The following is a 14115-nucleotide window of genomic DNA, read 5'->3' as shown; positions in this document are numbered from 1 at the left end:
CTTACATTAGCCTAACTACCTCTAAAAGACGATGCTCCACCCCCATCAAAATGACGTATATCAATGCAAAAACGTGATTTTTACGTATTCTGTAGGGAAATTGCACGATAGGCTCGCTATATATAACTTTATACAGCGAAAGCGAAAATGGCGAAACTGTTATTCTCGCGCTACTATTCGGCATAACATGGTTCAGTCACCCTGCCTTGCAGGTTGAACAACACACTCTAGCCTCTGCGCCTAAGTTGAAAAATACGGCGCTTTGGCCGCAACGGCAAACGCTGTTGCCAGGGCGAAGGAAGAAATGATCTCGCCTCCCGTATTTGGAAAGGTGTCTATGGCTTCACAACTCACTGATGCGTATGCACGCAGCTTCTACTATCTGCGTCTTTCGATTACCGACGTGTGCAACTTTCGCTGCACCTACTGCCTGCCAAACGGCTACCAGCCAAATGGGGTCACCAACAACGGCTTTCTGTCTCTCGACGAAATTCGCCGGGTGACGCGCGCCTTTTCGGCGTTGGGTACGGAGAAAGTGCGTCTGACGGGCGGCGAGCCATCGCTGCGTCGTGACTTCACCGACGTTATCGCCGCAGTGAGAGAGAATGCCGCCATCCGCCAGATTGCCGTGACCACCAACGGTTATCGTATGGCGCGTGACGTGGCGGGCTGGCGTGATGCTGGCTTAACCGCGATAAACGTCAGCGTCGACAGTCTGGACGCGCGTCAGTTTCATGCCATCACTGGCCAGGATAAATTCCGCCAGGTAATGGACGGCATCGATGCCGCTTTTACCGCGGGCTTTGAAAAAGTGAAGGTCAACACCGTGCTGATGCGCGATGTGAACCATCACCAGCTCGACACCTTTCTGGCGTGGATCAAACCGCGCCGCATTCAACTCCGCTTTATTGAACTGATGGAAACCGGCGAAAGCAGCGAGCTATTCCGCAAACACCATATCTCTGGCATGGTGCTACGCGATCAACTGCTCAAGCGTGGCTGGATCCATCAAATCCGTCAACGCAGCGACGGCCCGGCGCAGGTCTTCTGTCACCCCGACTACGAAGGGGAAATCGGCTTAATTATGCCGTATGAAAAAGACTTCTGCGCCAGCTGTAATCGTCTGCGCGTATCGTCCATTGGGAAGCTGCATCTGTGCCTGTTTGGCGACGGCGGCGTTGATCTGCGTGAACTGCTGGCGGATGACGCCCAGCAGCAGGCGCTGGAAGCGCGTATTGCCGAAGCGTTAACCCACAAAAAGCAGACCCACTTCCTGCATCAGGGCAATACCGGAATCACGCAGAATTTGTCCTATATTGGTGGATAATTCCAAATCAAGGAGCACGTAAATGAGTCAGGTGAGCGCTGAATTTATCCCGACACGCATTGCTATTCTTACTATTTCCAACCGTCGCGGCGAAGAAGATGACACCTCCGGTCACTTCCTGCGCGACTCCGCCCAGGAAGCCGGGCATCAGATAGTCGACAAGGCTATCGTCAAAGAGAACCGCTATCAGATTCGCGCCCAGGTTTCAGCCTGGATTGCCCGCGACGACGTACAGGTGGTGCTGATTACCGGCGGTACCGGTCTGACCGATGGCGACCAGGCCCCGGAAGCGCTGCTGCCGCTGTTTGACCGTGAAATTGAAGGTTTTGGCGAAGTGTTCCGCATGCTTTCCTTTGAAGAGATTGGCACCGCCACGCTGCAGTCTCGCGCCGTCGCTGGTATGGCAAACCGCACGCTGATTTTCGCGATGCCGGGTTCCACCAAAGCCTGTCGTACCGCATGGGACAACATTATTGCCCCACAGCTGGATGCTCGTACGCGTCCGTGTAACTTCCACCCTCATCTGAAGAAATAAACGATGTCGCAACTGACCCATATCAACGCGGCGGGTGAAGCCCACATGGTGGATGTCTCCGCCAAGGCGGAAACCGTTCGCGAAGCGCGCGCTGAAGCGTTTGTTACCATGCAGCCGGAAACTCTGGCGATGATTATCGAAGGCAGCCACCATAAAGGTGACGTGTTCGCCACGGCGCGTATCGCCGGGATTCAGGCGGCTAAGCGCACCTGGGATCTTATCCCGCTGTGCCACCCGCTGATGCTGAGCAAGGTTGAAGTTAATCTGCAGGCCGAGCCGGAACACAGTCGCGTGCGTATTGAATCGCTGTGCCGCCTGACCGGGAAAACCGGCGTCGAAATGGAAGCGCTTACGGCCGCTTCAGTTGCCGCGCTGACGATTTACGACATGTGTAAAGCGGTGCAAAAAGATATGGTCATTGGCCCGGTTCGTCTGCTGGCGAAAAGCGGCGGCAAATCGGGCGATTTCAAGGCGGATTCCTATGATTAATGTGCTGTTTTTTGCTCAGGTCCGCGAGCTGGTGGGCACTGACTCGCTGGCGCTAGCCCCTGAGTTTTCAACGGTTGAAGCCGTTCGCCAGCATCTGGCGGCGCAAGAAGGGCGCTGGTCGCTGGCGCTGGAAGAGGGCAAGCTGCTGGCGGCGGTCAATCAGACGCTGGTGAGCTTTGACCATCCGGTCGCAGACGGTGACGAAGTGGCGTTTTTCCCACCGGTAACGGGAGGCTAAGATGAGCGAGACCCGAATTATCGTTCGCCACGAACGCTTCAGCGTTGGTGACGAATACCCGTGGCTTGCCGAGCGGGATGAAGACGGCGCGGTTGTCACTTTTACCGGCAAGGTGCGTAACCATAACCTGGGCGATAGCGTCAAAGCGCTGACCCTGGAACACTATCCGGGCATGACCGAAAAAGCGCTGGCCGAAATCGTTGATGCCGCGCGCGAACGCTGGCCGCTTGGCCGCGTGACGGTCATTCACCGTATTGGTGAAATGTGGCCCGGTGAAGAGATTGTGTTCGTTGGCGTCACCAGCGCGCACCGCAGCAGCGCGTTTGACGCTGGCGAATTTATCATGGATTACCTGAAAACCCGCGCGCCGTTCTGGAAGCGTGAAGCCACGCCGGAAGGCGAGCGCTGGGTGGAAGCCCGCGACAGCGATAAACACGCTGCCGAGCGCTGGTAAGCCGTGGATGTGATACGCTTAGCATAAGTCCTACTCACACTCAGGAGAAAGTCATGGAACGATTCCCTCGATCCGATTCGATTGTGCAGGCGCGTAGCGGTCTGCAAACCTATATGGCGCAGGTATATGGTTGGATGACCTGCGGGTTGCTGCTGACGGCGTTTATCGCCTGGTATGCGGCTAACACTCCCGCGGTAATGATGTTCGTCTTTTCCAGCAAAATTACCTTCTTTGGTCTGATCATCGCACAGTTGGCGTTGGTGTTTGTGCTCTCGGGCATGGTACAGCGTTTGAGCGCAGGCATGGCGACGACGCTGTTTATGCTCTACTCAGCGCTCACCGGGCTGACGCTATCGAGTATTTTCCTCGTCTATACCTATTCATCGATTGCCAGCACCTTCGTAGTGACCGGCGGGATGTTCGGTATCATGAGCCTGTACGGCTACACCACGAAGCGTGACCTGAGCGGCTTTGGCAACATGCTGTTTATGGCGCTGATTGGTATCGTGCTGGCATCGCTGGTGAACTTCTGGCTGAAAAGCGATGCGCTGATGTGGGCCATTACCTACATCGGGGTGATTGTGTTCGTTGGCCTGACCGCCTACGACACCCAGAAGCTGAAAAATATCGGTGAGCAGATTGACGTTCGCGATTCGTCGAACCTGCGCAAATACGCCATTCTTGGCGCGCTGACGCTGTATCTCGACTTCATCAACCTGTTCCTGATGCTGCTGCGTATTTTCGGCAACCGCCGCTAACGTCGCATTGAACGTGTAGGCCGGATAAGGCGTTTACGCCGCCATCCGGCAATGCGCGTCGGTGGCCTGATGGCGCTGCGCTTATCAGGCCTACAGGCGCGAATTGGTAGCCCGGCCGAGCGCAGCGACGCCGGGAATATCACCTAATCCCCTGCATTTTCCTCTTCGTTAAATGAATGTTTAGGCACAATTCCTCACTCTGTTGGTGAAAATAGTGACAACAGCGTCACAAAAAGCACCACTATTACGGAATTTTCCGTAGACTTGAGTACTCTGAATAAGCGAATAAAATTCTTCAGGAGAGAAGCCATGAAGTGGCAACAACGAATTCGTGTCGCAACAGGACTCAGTTGCTGGCAGATTATGTTGCATTTGCTGGTCGTCGCCGCACTGGTGATGGGCTGGATGGGCGGCGCGCTGGTACGCGTAGGCCTGGGGCTCTGCGTGCTGTATGCCGTGACCGTCGTATTGATGCTGGCGCTGCAGCGCCACCCTGAGCAGCGCTGGCGCGCCTTCGCCGACGTGCTCGAAGAGTTAACCACCACCTGGTATTTTGGTGCAGCGATGATTGTCGTCTGGCTGCTGTCACGCGTGCTGCACAATAACTACCTGCTGGCGCTGGCCGCTCTGGTCATCCTTGCGGGTCCGGCCGTGTTCTCGCTGCTGGTAAAAGAGAAAGCCTCAGGCGATCTTGCGGCGAAACATCGCGTACGCCACTGAGCCTGTCGTGGCCGCTATAAACAGTAGCGGCCACAAACTCCCCCAGATAATCGACAAACTCGCATCCTTCAAATAGATTTGCTTGGTGATATCGGTAAAGTGCCGAATCGGATTTATCCACGTCAGATGCTGCAACCACACCGGCATATTCTCCACCGGCGACACGTAACCCGACAGCAGAATGGCGGGCATCATAAAGACGAACACCCCAATAAACGCCTGCTGCTGCGTTGAACACAGCGACGAGATAAGCAGCCCGAAGCCCACCAGAGACAGCCCGTAAATCACCATCGTAAAGTAGAACAGCGCCAGCGACCCGGCGAACGGAATTTGATAGGCCCATATCCCGATAGCCAGCACGATGCTTGCCTGAAAGGTGGCGACAATCAGCGCGGGCACCGCCTTGCCGATAAAAATTTGCCAGGTGGCAAGCGGGGAGACCAGCAACTGGTCGAGCGTCCCTTGCTCGCGTTCACGCGCCACCGACAGCGAGGTAACGATCATCACCCCGATGGTGGTGATCATGGCGATAAGCGACGGCACCACGAACCATTTGTAATCGAGATTAGGGTTGTACCAGTTGCGCACCACCAGTTCGCTATTGTTCGGCTTCGCTTTGCCTTCCAGCAGCTCCTGCTGATAGTTTTTGACGATCTGCTGTAAGTAGTTGGCGGCAATCTGAGCGCTGTTCGAGTTACGCCCGTCGAGCAAGAGTTGCATTGGTGCGGTCTGGAAGGTATCGAGATTACGGGAGAAATCAGCCGGGAAGCGCACCAGCAGCAGCGCCTTTTGAGTGTCGATAGTCGGCTGGATCTCCTGCGGGCTTTGCAGCAGCAAAACGTGGGTAAAGGCTTTGGCGCGGGCGAAGCGTTGAGTCAGCTCCACCGAATGCTTGCCGTTATCTTCGTTATAGACGGCGATGGTGGCGTTAGTCACCTCAAGCGTGGCGGCAAAAGGGAACAGCAGCACCTGAATCAGCACCGGCATTATCAGAATGGCGCGCGTCTGCGGCTCGCGCAGCAGCGACTGTAGCTCTTTGCGGATTAGCGTCCATAAGCGGTAAAACATAGTGCCGTCCTCATGTCGGGTGGCGCTGCGCTTACCCGACCTACCAGGCTAGTAGGACCGGTAAGCGCAGCTCCACCGGGCAATATGCGAGCACGAAAATTAATCTAACCGACGTTTGGTTTTCATCCACGTCAGGCCAATAAACATCACTGCCGAAGCAATCAAAAACAGCGTATTGACCATCAGCACCACCGGAATATTCCCCGCCAGAAACAGGCTTTGCAGCGTGCTGACGAAATAACGCGCCGGAATGATATAGGTCACCACGCGAATCGCCGCCGGCATACTGTCTATCTGGAAAATAAACCCGGACAGCATAATCGACGGCAGAAACGCGGCGTTTAGCGCCACCTGGGCGGCGTTAAACTGGTTGCGAGTGATGGTCGAAATCAAAAGCCCCATCCCCAGCGTGCTGAGCAAAAACAGGCTGGTGATGAAAAACAGAATCACCAGCGAGCCGCGATAGGGCACGCCGAGCACAAACACCGACACCAGCATACAGAGCAGCATCGCCAGCATGCCGAGGAAGTAGTAGGGGATAAGCTTACACAGCAGCAGCTCGACGCGGGTGACTTCGGTGGAGAGCAGCGCCTCCATGGTGCCGCGCTCCCACTCGCGGGCGATCACCAGCGAGGTCAGAATCGCGCCGATCACCGTCATAATGATGGTTATCGCCCCCGGAATAATAAAGTGCTGGCTGATGGCCGCCGGGTTAAACCAGTAGCGGGTCTGCACGTCGATTAACGGTTCGAAGCTCTGGCCGTTATCTTCCGCGCGCTGTTTCTGCCACAATTGCCAGATACCCTCGACGTAACCCTGCACAAAGTTGGCGGTGTTGGGCTCGCTGCCGTCGGTGATGACCTGAATCGGCGCATCGTTGCCCGGCCGGACCATATTTTTGTCGAAGTCGACCGGCACCACCACCAGGCCGCGAATGCGCCCGGCCTGCATCATCTCAATCAGCTGCTGGCGGTTGTCGCTGATCGTGGCGTCGATATAGGGCGAGCCGGTGAGGGTATGGGTAAAATCCAGCGCCTCTTTGCTTTGCTGTTCAAGCAGCACGCCGACCCGCAGCTTGCTGGAGTCGAGGTTGATGCCGTAGCCAAAAATAAACAGCAGCATCAGCGGGATCACCACCGCAATCAGCCAGCTGCTGGGATCGCGGACGATCTGCCGCGTCTCCTTCACGCACAGCGCGCGCACGCGCCGCCACGATAGCCCTTTAGCGCTCATCGGCATGCTCCTTATCCCAGTCGTGGATGAGGGTGATAAACGCCTGCTCCATGGTCGGGTCGGGCTGTTGTTCATCGGCGGCTTTGGCTTTTAAATCGTCCGGCGTGCCGCTGGCAATCAGCTTGCCGCGATAGACCAGGCCGATACGGTCGCAGTACTCCGCTTCATCCATAAAGTGGGTCGTCACCATCACAGTGACTCCTTTTTCCACCATGCTGTTGATGTGCAGCCAGAATTCACGGCGAGTAATAGGATCAACGCCGGAGGTGGGTTCATCGAGGAACAGAATATCCGGCTCATGCATCAGCGAGCAGGCCAGCGCCAGACGTTGCTTAAAGCCCAGCGGCAGCGCATCGGTAGTATGGCGAGCGATAGCCTTCAGGCCGAACGCCTCGCTCATGCGCTCAATTTTATCGTTCTGCACCCGCCCGCGCAGGCCATATACACCGGAAAAGAAACGGAGGTTCTGCTCGACGGTCAGGTTGCCGTAGAGAGAAAATTTCTGCGCCATATAGCCTAAATGCTGGCGCGCTTTGCCCGAACCGGTTTTCAGATCCATATCCAGCACCAGCGCGTTGCCGGAGGTGGGCACCAGCAGGCCGCACATCATCTTGAAGGTGGTGGATTTCCCCGCGCCGTTGGGCCCGAGCAGGCCGAAAATCTCGCCGCGCTTGACCGCGAAGTTGACGTGGTCGGTGGCGGCGAAATCGCCGAATTTCTTGGTGAGCTCTCGGGCTTCTATAACCGTCTCATCCGCTGAACCATCAACGGTATGCAGAATGGCGCCCAGCGGAGATTCCGAGGTGCCCGCGCCGCCGAGCAGGTCAATAAACGCATCTTCAAAGCGCGGCGTGGTCTCTTCAATCTCCAGCTCCGGCATTCCCGGCGCGCGTTTGAGATCGTCCGCCGTTGCCGATTTTTTCAGGATAACCCGCACCGAGCGGCCCTGAATCATGCCGTCGCTGACTATCTCCTGTTTCAGCGCGTGTTGTAGCAGTCGGCGGTTGTTCTCTACCGGGCTATGCATTAAAAAGCTGCGCCCGGCCATGGTGCGGGTGAGGGCGGTAGGTTCGCCCTGATAGAGCAGCTCGCCTTCGTTCATCAGCAGCACGTCCTGGCACTGTTCGGCTTCATCAAGATAGGAAGTGCTCCAGAGGATCAGCATCCCATCGCCCGCCAGTTCGTGCACCATCTGCCACAGCTCGCGGCGGGAGATGGGGTCAACGCCGACGCCGGGCTCATCGAGCAGCAGCACCTTCGGTTCGCCAACCAGCGTACAGGCGAGCCCCAGTTTCTGCTTCATGCCGCCGGAGAGCTTACCGGCCAGACGTGAGGTAAACGGGCCGAGCGCGGTAAATTCCAGCAGGCGAGCAAAGGTTTTCTCGCGCGCCTCGCCGGTGACGCTGCGCAGGTCGGCATAGAGGTTGAGGTTCTCCATCACCGTGAGGTCTTCGTAAAGGCCGAACTTCTGCGGCATATAGCCCATCACCGAGTGCAGGGCGCTATCGTCACGAATCGGGTCGAGCCCCAGCACGTCGGCGCTGCCGTCGTCAGGTTTCAATAAACCCGCCAGCATGCGCATCAGGGTCGTTTTCCCTGCGCCGTCCGGGCCGACCAGCCCGGTGACATAGCCGGCGTTAATCGTGCAGTCCAGCTTCGCCACCGCCGGTTTATTCATGCCGGCGAACTGTTTAACCAGCCCGTGCAGCTGAATCTGCTGTTTACTCATGGCGCGACTCATCGCCAAAGCGCAGGGTGACCGGCATCCCCTGACGCAAGCTATCGTCGGCATCGGTCACGATAATGCGCAGACGGTAGACAAGGTCGGTACGCAGGTCGGGCGTTTCAACGGTTTTCGGGGTGAATTCTGCGGTAGGCGACACAAAGCCAATTTTACCGTGATACGGCTTATCCGGGCGGCCATCGGTATAGAGCAGAATTTCGCGCCCCGGCTGCGCCTGGCTGAGATTTTTTTCATCTACGTAGGCACGCACCCAGACCGGGCGGGTCAAGGAAAGCGTCAGCACCGTGCTGCCTGCGCTGAGCATGCTGCCCGGCTCCACGGCGCGGGTGAGCAGCGTACCGTCAGAAGGGGCGGTGAGCACGGTGTCCTGCAAGTCCAGCGTCGATTGCGCCAGCTGGGCTTCGGCCTGTTCCAGATTGGCTTTGGCCTGGGCAATTTCCTGCGGACGGTTACCGGCGCGGTACTGGCTTAACTTATCCTGCGCGGATTTCAGCGTTGCCAGCGCCTGGTCACGGGAAGATTTCGCATTTTCCAGGTCGTTAGCCGACAACAGCCGTTTACTCCACAGCCCCTGCTGGCGCTGCAAGAAACTCTGCGCGTAGTCATAAGCGGCCTGCGCCTGTTTGACGGCCGCTGCCGCCTGGGCAATCTCTTCGGCCCGGTAGCCCGCCATCATCAGGTCGTACTGCGCCTGCGCGGTAGCAACGTTGGCCTTCGCCTGCATCAGCGCGTTTTCAAACGGCGCTTTATCCAGTTCGCCCAGCGTCTGCCCCTGTTTAATGGCATCCCCTTCATCCACCGTCAGCGATTGCAAACGGCCGCCGACGCGGAAGCTCATATTGACGGTGCGGATATCCACGTTGCCGTACAGAGTGAGCCCGTTGTTTTGCAGGCTCTGATACCACCACGTCCCACCGCCAATCACGGCGACGAGCGCCACGACGACCAGGATAAGGACAACCGGTTTTTTCATGAGGTCAGACTCCTTTGCGTTAATCCTTGCAGAATCAAATCGATGTGGCAGGTCACCACCTGAAAAATCTGTTCGGCCTTATCGGCGTCAAACTGCGACCAGCCGGTGCGCATCAGGATGGTTTCCCGCCCGAGGCGAAAGGCCAGCACTTCGCCAAGCAGCGCGTGGGTGTGGAGGATCATCTGCGTACTGTTGGCATCGCAGCCAGTATAGGCGGCAATCAGCCGGGTGAGGTGCGCGTGCAGCGGGGCGATGACCTGATCATGAATGCGTTGGTAGGCGGCGGTCGGTGAAAGCTGCTCGCGTGAGATAAATTTGCTGAGGTTCAGGGTATCGTCCTGGGTCAGCAGTAAGATCATGTTCTGGCAGGCGTTAAGAATCAGCGCGCGCATGGCTTCTCTGTCCGGTTTGGGCTGAGCAAAGAGCTGTTCTGCCGCTTCGGCGTGCGGGCGGAAGTTCTCGCCGATAAAGTCGGCAATCCACTGGGCGCAGGCCTGGTATAAATCTTCTTTTGAGCCAAAATAGTAGGTGATCGCCGCGATATTTTGCCCGGCCTGAGCGGCGATGTCTCGGGTGGTGGCATGCAGCCCGTATTCGCCAAACTGGGCGAGCCCCGCGGCAATCAGCTGGCTTTTGGCCTGTTCACCTTTGCTGGTTATTGGCGTTGCATTCATGGTGCCACCAAAAATTAATCAAACGATTGATTAAGATTATGCCGCGTTTTTAAACTTGTCCAGTCTGGTGAATAATCTTGTTTTCTCCCCCGGAGGGGATAATTTATGCGGTGCATCACAAAAACTGCTACACTCCGCCCCTTCATGACATTGTGGTTTTTGTCATTCCCCCGTTTTTTATCCCCTCGAAAACTACACCGCGTGCGGTCGGGGTGGGTGTGGAGTATTTATGTCTTTTGATTCCCTCGGACTGAACCCCGATATTCTGCGTGCCGTTGCCGAGCAGGGCTACCAGGAACCCACTCCTATTCAGCAGCAGGCGATTCCTGCTGTACTGCAGGGCCGTGACCTGATGGCCAGCGCGCAGACCGGTACCGGTAAAACTGCAGGCTTTACGCTGCCGCTGCTGCAACTGCTGGTGTCTCGCGAGCCGCACGTCAAAGGTCGTCGCCCGGTGCGCGCGCTGATCCTCACACCAACCCGTGAGCTGGCCGCCCAGATTGGCGAAAACGTCCGTGAATACAGCCGCTACCTGAACATCCGTTCGCTGGTGGTTTTCGGCGGCGTGAGCATTAACCCGCAGATGATGAAACTGCGCGGCGGCGTCGACGTACTGGTGGCAACGCCGGGCCGTCTGCTGGACCTTGAACATCAGAACGCCGTGAAGCTCGATCAAATTGAAATTCTGGTGCTGGACGAAGCGGACCGCATGCTGGATATGGGCTTTATCCACGATATTCGCCGCGTGCTGACCAAACTGCCAGCCAAGCGCCAGAACCTGCTGTTCTCCGCAACCTTCTCTGACGACATCAAAGCACTGGCTGAAAAGCTGCTGACCAACCCGCTGGAAATCGAAGTGGCGCGTCGCAATACTGCTTCCGAGCAGGTGACGCAGCACGTGCATATGGTGGATAAAAAGCGTAAGCGCGAGCTGTTGTCGCAGATGATTGGCCAGGGTAACTGGCAGCAGGTGCTGGTTTTCACCCGTACCAAACACGGTGCGAACCATCTGGCAGAGCAGTTAAACAAAGACGGTATCCGCAGTGCGGCAATTCACGGCAACAAATCGCAGGGTGCGCGTACGCGTGCGCTGGCTGATTTTAAATCCGGCGATATTCGCGTGCTGGTGGCAACCGACATCGCCGCGCGCGGCCTCGATATCGAAGAGCTGCCGCACGTGGTGAACTACGAGCTGCCAAACGTCCCGGAAGATTACGTGCACCGTATCGGTCGTACCGGCCGTGCGGCGGCCACCGGTGAAGCGCTGTCTCTGGTGTGTGTTGATGAACTCAAACTGCTTCGCGACATCGAACGTCTGCTGAAGAAAGAGATCCCGCGCATCGCCCTCGACGGCTATGACGTTGATCCGTCAATCAAAGCCGAGCCTATTCAGAACGGTCGCCAGCAGCGCGGCGGCGGTAATGGTGGCAACGGCGGTGGCCGTGGTCGCGGCCAGGGTCAAGGCCAGGGCGCGGGTCGCAGCCAGCAGCCGCCGCGTCGTAACGACGGCGGGGCGCCGAAAGCCAAGCCGCGCAGTGCGGAAGGTAAACCGGCTGGCGATAAGCCACGCCCGCCGCGTCGCCCGCGCAAACCTGCAGCAGCACAGTAAATTGCGAGCCCGGCCGAAAGCCGGGCTTTCTTTTTTGCGGCGGCGTACAGAAAATGCCACAATAGTGGCTGTTTATACAGTATCTCAGGTTTTCTCATGGCTTTGACCGCTGCGCTAAAAGCGCAAATCGCCGCCTGGTACAAGGCGCTCCAGGAACAGATCCCCGACTTTATCCCCCGCGCGCCGCAGCGGCAGATGATTGCGGACGTCGCCAAAACGCTGACCGGGGAAGAGGGGCGACACTTGGCCATTGAAGCGCCGACCGGCGTTGGGAAAACGCTCTCGTATCTGATCCCCGGCATAGCCATTGCTCGCGAAGAACAAAAAACGCTGGTGGTCAGTACCGCCAACGTCGCCTTGCAGGATCAGATCTACAGTAAAGACCTGCCGCTGCTGCGCAAAATCATTCCCGACCTGCGCTTTACCGCTGCCTTTGGCCGTGGGCGCTACGTCTGCCCGCGTAATCTGGCGGCGCTGGCCAGCACCGAGCCGAACCAGCAGGACCTGCTGGCGTTCCTCGACGATGAACTCACGCCAAACAATCAGGAAGAGCAGAAGCGCTGCGCAAAGCTTAAGGGCGACCTTGACGGCTATAAATGGGATGGCCTGCGCGATCATACCGATATCGCTATTGACGACGATCTGTGGCGTCGCCTGAGCACCGACAAAGCCAGCTGCCTGAACCGCAACTGTCATTACTATCGCGAATGCCCGTTCTTCGTCGCTCGTCGCGAAATTCAGGAGGCGGAAGTGGTCGTCGCCAACCACGCGCTGGTGATGGCCGCCATGGAGAGCGAAGCGGTGCTGCCGGAGCCGAAAAACCTGCTGCTGGTGCTGGATGAAGGCCACCACTTGCCTGACGTTGCCCGAGACGCGCTGGAGATGAGCGCGGAAATTACCGCGCCGTGGTATCGGTTGCAGCTCGATCTTTTCAGCAAGCTGGTGGCAACCTGCATGGAACAGTTCCGTCCGAAAACCACGCCGCCGCTGGCATTGCCGGAGCGGCTGAACGGCCACTGCGAAGAGCTGTACGAGCTGATTGCTTCACTCAATAATATTCTGAATCTCTATCTTCCCGTCACCCAGGAGGCTGAGCACCGCTTCCCGATGGGCGAATTGCCCGACGAGGTGATGGAGATTTGCCAGCGTCTGGCCAAGCTCACCGAGATGCTGCGCGGGCTCTCAGAACTTTTCTTAAACGATCTGAGTGAAAAAACCGGCAGCCACGATATCGTGCGGCTGCACCGCGTGATTTTGCAGATGAACCGCGCGCTGGGCATGTTTGAGTCCCAGAGCAAACTGTGGCGGCTGGCTTCGCTTGCTCAGGCGTCGGGCGCGCCGGTCACCAAGTGGGCGACGCGTGATATGCGCGATGGGCAGATGCACGTCTGGTTCCACTGCGTCGGTATTCGCGTGAGCGATCAGCTTGAACGCCTGCTGTGGCGGAGCGTGCCGCATATTGTCGTTACCTCTGCAACCCTGCGTTCACTGAACAGCTTCTCCCGCCTGCAGGAGATGAGCGGCCTGAAAGAGAAAGCGGGGGATCGCTTCGTCGCGCTGGATTCGCCGTTCAACCACGTCGAACAGGGTAAAATCGTTATTCCGCAGATGCAGTATGAACCGCTTATCGACAATGAAGAGCAGCATATTGCCGAGATGGCGGCCTATTTCCGCGAGCAGGTTGAGAGCAAAAAGCATCACGGTATGCTGGTGCTGTTTGCCAGCGGGCGCGCGATGCAGCGTTTCCTCGAGTACGTCACCGACCTGCGGCTGATGCTGTTAGTGCAGGGCGATCAGCCGCGTTACCGGCTGGTGGAGCTGCATCGTAAGCGGGTGGAAAACGGTGAGCGCAGCGTGCTGGTTGGCCTGCAATCTTTTGCTGAGGGTCTGGATCTGAAAGGTGACCTGCTCACCCAGGTGCATATCCACAAAATTGCCTTCCCGCCGATCGACAGCCCGGTGGTGATTACCGAAGGGGAGTGGCTGAAAAGCCTCAACCGCTATCCTTTTGAAGTGCAGAGCCTGCCTAGCGCCTCGTTTAACCTGATTCAGCAGGTTGGTCGCCTTATTCGTAGCCATAGCTGCTGGGGCGAAGTGGTTATCTACGATAAGCGGTTGTTGACCAAAAACTACGGTAAGCGTTTACTGAATGCGTTACCGGTTTTCCCGATTGAACGACCGGAAGTACCGGAAGTGAAGCTGAAAGCCCCCACGGCGAAACCCAAATCGCCACGCCGTAAAAAACGCTAACCCGGCGTGTAGGCCTGATGAGCGTAGCGCCATCAGGCGGCCG

Annotated in this window: 14 protein-coding genes and 1 riboswitch; of the genes, 9 read left to right on the top strand and 5 right to left on the bottom strand. The window is 57.4% G+C overall.

All coding sequences use genetic code 11. From position 1 onward, the window contains the following. Nucleotides 1-213: 213 nt before the first annotated feature. Nucleotides 214-350: riboswitch (molybdenum cofactor riboswitch) on the top strand. From moaA to ACH1XZ_RS09850, 7 genes are all read left to right on the top strand, one after another. Next, entirely contained in the window at nt 338-1327 is a 990-nt protein-coding gene (moaA, locus tag ACH1XZ_RS09880; RefSeq protein ID WP_333500148.1) for a GTP 3',8-cyclase MoaA, read from the top strand. It overlaps the preceding riboswitch by 13 nt. Before the next feature lie 22 nt (nt 1328-1349). Then, nucleotides 1350-1862: a molybdenum cofactor biosynthesis protein B gene (gene moaB / locus ACH1XZ_RS09875; RefSeq protein WP_035892242.1), complete on the top strand. Its 513-nt coding sequence runs from the start codon at nt 1350-1352 to the stop codon at nt 1860-1862. 3 nt (nt 1863-1865) lie between these two features. Next, the gene (gene moaC, locus ACH1XZ_RS09870) at nt 1866-2351 is read left to right on the top strand and encodes a cyclic pyranopterin monophosphate synthase MoaC (RefSeq protein ID WP_395595402.1); all 486 of its coding nucleotides are present in this window, start codon (nt 1866-1868) and stop codon (nt 2349-2351) included. Continuing rightward, a complete protein-coding gene (moaD, locus tag ACH1XZ_RS09865) occupies nt 2344-2589 on the top strand; it encodes a molybdopterin synthase sulfur carrier subunit (RefSeq protein WP_395595401.1) in 246 nt (81 codons plus the stop codon). Before moaC ends, moaD begins: the two co-directional genes overlap by 8 nt. Before the next feature lies 1 nt (nt 2590). Further along, nucleotides 2591-3043: a molybdopterin synthase catalytic subunit MoaE gene (gene moaE, locus ACH1XZ_RS09860; protein ID WP_035892247.1), complete on the top strand. Its 453-nt coding sequence runs from the start codon at nt 2591-2593 to the stop codon at nt 3041-3043. A 53-nt stretch (nt 3044-3096) separates the two neighbouring features. After that, entirely contained in the window at nt 3097-3801 is a 705-nt protein-coding gene (locus ACH1XZ_RS09855; protein WP_395595400.1) for a Bax inhibitor-1/YccA family protein, read from the top strand. A gap of 309 nt (nt 3802-4110) precedes the next feature. Further along, nucleotides 4111-4521: a YbhQ family protein gene (locus ACH1XZ_RS09850; RefSeq protein WP_395595399.1), complete on the top strand. Its 411-nt coding sequence runs from the start codon at nt 4111-4113 to the stop codon at nt 4519-4521. Here the strand turns inward: ACH1XZ_RS09850 and ACH1XZ_RS09845 are convergent. The 5 genes from ACH1XZ_RS09845 to cecR all read right to left on the bottom strand — a co-directional run bounded on the left by ACH1XZ_RS09845 (nt 4483) and on the right by cecR (nt 10213). Beyond that, nucleotides 4483-5589, bottom strand: a complete 1107-nt coding sequence (locus ACH1XZ_RS09845; RefSeq protein WP_395595398.1) for an ABC transporter permease — start codon at nt 5587-5589, stop codon at nt 4483-4485. The genes ACH1XZ_RS09850 and ACH1XZ_RS09845 overlap by 39 nt on opposite strands. Before the next feature lie 99 nt (nt 5590-5688). Continuing rightward, nucleotides 5689-6822 carry an ABC transporter permease gene (locus ACH1XZ_RS09840; protein WP_395595397.1) on the bottom strand — a complete coding sequence of 378 codons (1134 nt, stop codon included), beginning with the start codon at nt 6820-6822 and terminating at the stop codon, nt 5689-5691. Then, complete coding sequence (locus ACH1XZ_RS09835) at nt 6812-8551, bottom strand: ATP-binding cassette domain-containing protein (protein ID WP_395595396.1); 1740 nt, start codon at nt 8549-8551, stop codon at nt 6812-6814. The genes ACH1XZ_RS09840 and ACH1XZ_RS09835 overlap by 11 nt, the downstream gene beginning before the upstream one ends. Next, nucleotides 8544-9539, bottom strand: coding sequence for a secretion protein HlyD (gene hlyD, locus ACH1XZ_RS09830; protein WP_395595395.1), 996 nt, complete (start codon nt 9537-9539; stop codon nt 8544-8546). The genes ACH1XZ_RS09835 and hlyD overlap by 8 nt, the downstream gene beginning before the upstream one ends. Next, nucleotides 9536-10213, bottom strand: coding sequence for a transcriptional regulator CecR (gene cecR / locus ACH1XZ_RS09825; protein ID WP_395595394.1), 678 nt, complete (start codon nt 10211-10213; stop codon nt 9536-9538). The genes hlyD and cecR overlap by 4 nt, the downstream gene beginning before the upstream one ends. 229 nt (nt 10214-10442) lie before the next feature. On the opposite strand from cecR, the gene rhlE reads away from it, so the two are divergent. Both rhlE and dinG read left to right on the top strand, forming a co-directional pair. Continuing rightward, the gene (gene rhlE / locus ACH1XZ_RS09820) at nt 10443-11822 is read left to right on the top strand and encodes an ATP-dependent RNA helicase RhlE (RefSeq protein ID WP_395595393.1); all 1380 of its coding nucleotides are present in this window, start codon (nt 10443-10445) and stop codon (nt 11820-11822) included. Between the two features lie 96 nt (nt 11823-11918). Then, on the top strand, nt 11919-14072 hold the full coding sequence (dinG, locus tag ACH1XZ_RS09815; RefSeq protein ID WP_395595392.1) for an ATP-dependent DNA helicase DinG: 2154 nt from the start codon (nt 11919-11921) through the stop codon (nt 14070-14072). Nucleotides 14073-14115 lie beyond the last annotated feature (43 nt).

Origin of the sequence: Kluyvera chengduensis (genome assembly GCF_044197065.1) — a bacterium.
Classification (GTDB): domain Bacteria; phylum Pseudomonadota; class Gammaproteobacteria; order Enterobacterales; family Enterobacteriaceae; genus Kluyvera; species Kluyvera ascorbata_C.
Note: the sequence above shows the minus strand (reverse complement) of the source record. Positions and strands in the feature narration are given on the sequence as shown.

Excerpts from the sequence above, each read along its gene's own strand:
- moaA (WP_333500148.1), top strand. The coding sequence starts at position 338 with ATGGCTTCACAACTCACTGATGCGTATGCACGCAGCTTCTACTATCTG.
- moaB (WP_035892242.1), top strand. The coding sequence starts at position 1,350 with ATGAGTCAGGTGAGCGCTGAATTTATCCCGACACGCATTGCTATTCTT.
- moaC (WP_395595402.1), top strand. The coding sequence starts at position 1,866 with ATGTCGCAACTGACCCATATCAACGCGGCGGGTGAAGCCCACATGGTG.
- moaD (WP_395595401.1), top strand. The coding sequence starts at position 2,344 with ATGATTAATGTGCTGTTTTTTGCTCAGGTCCGCGAGCTGGTGGGCACT.
- moaE (WP_035892247.1), top strand. The coding sequence starts at position 2,591 with ATGAGCGAGACCCGAATTATCGTTCGCCACGAACGCTTCAGCGTTGGT.
- ACH1XZ_RS09855 (WP_395595400.1), top strand. The coding sequence starts at position 3,097 with ATGGAACGATTCCCTCGATCCGATTCGATTGTGCAGGCGCGTAGCGGT.
- ACH1XZ_RS09850 (WP_395595399.1), top strand. The coding sequence starts at position 4,111 with ATGAAGTGGCAACAACGAATTCGTGTCGCAACAGGACTCAGTTGCTGG.
- ACH1XZ_RS09845 (WP_395595398.1), bottom strand. The coding sequence starts at position 5,589 with ATGTTTTACCGCTTATGGACGCTAATCCGCAAAGAGCTACAGTCGCTG.
- ACH1XZ_RS09840 (WP_395595397.1), bottom strand. The coding sequence starts at position 6,822 with ATGAGCGCTAAAGGGCTATCGTGGCGGCGCGTGCGCGCGCTGTGCGTG.
- ACH1XZ_RS09835 (WP_395595396.1), bottom strand. The coding sequence starts at position 8,551 with ATGAGTAAACAGCAGATTCAGCTGCACGGGCTGGTTAAACAGTTCGCC.
- hlyD (WP_395595395.1), bottom strand. The coding sequence starts at position 9,539 with ATGAAAAAACCGGTTGTCCTTATCCTGGTCGTCGTGGCGCTCGTCGCC.
- cecR (WP_395595394.1), bottom strand. The coding sequence starts at position 10,213 with ATGAATGCAACGCCAATAACCAGCAAAGGTGAACAGGCCAAAAGCCAG.
- rhlE (WP_395595393.1), top strand. The coding sequence starts at position 10,443 with ATGTCTTTTGATTCCCTCGGACTGAACCCCGATATTCTGCGTGCCGTT.
- dinG (WP_395595392.1), top strand. The coding sequence starts at position 11,919 with ATGGCTTTGACCGCTGCGCTAAAAGCGCAAATCGCCGCCTGGTACAAG.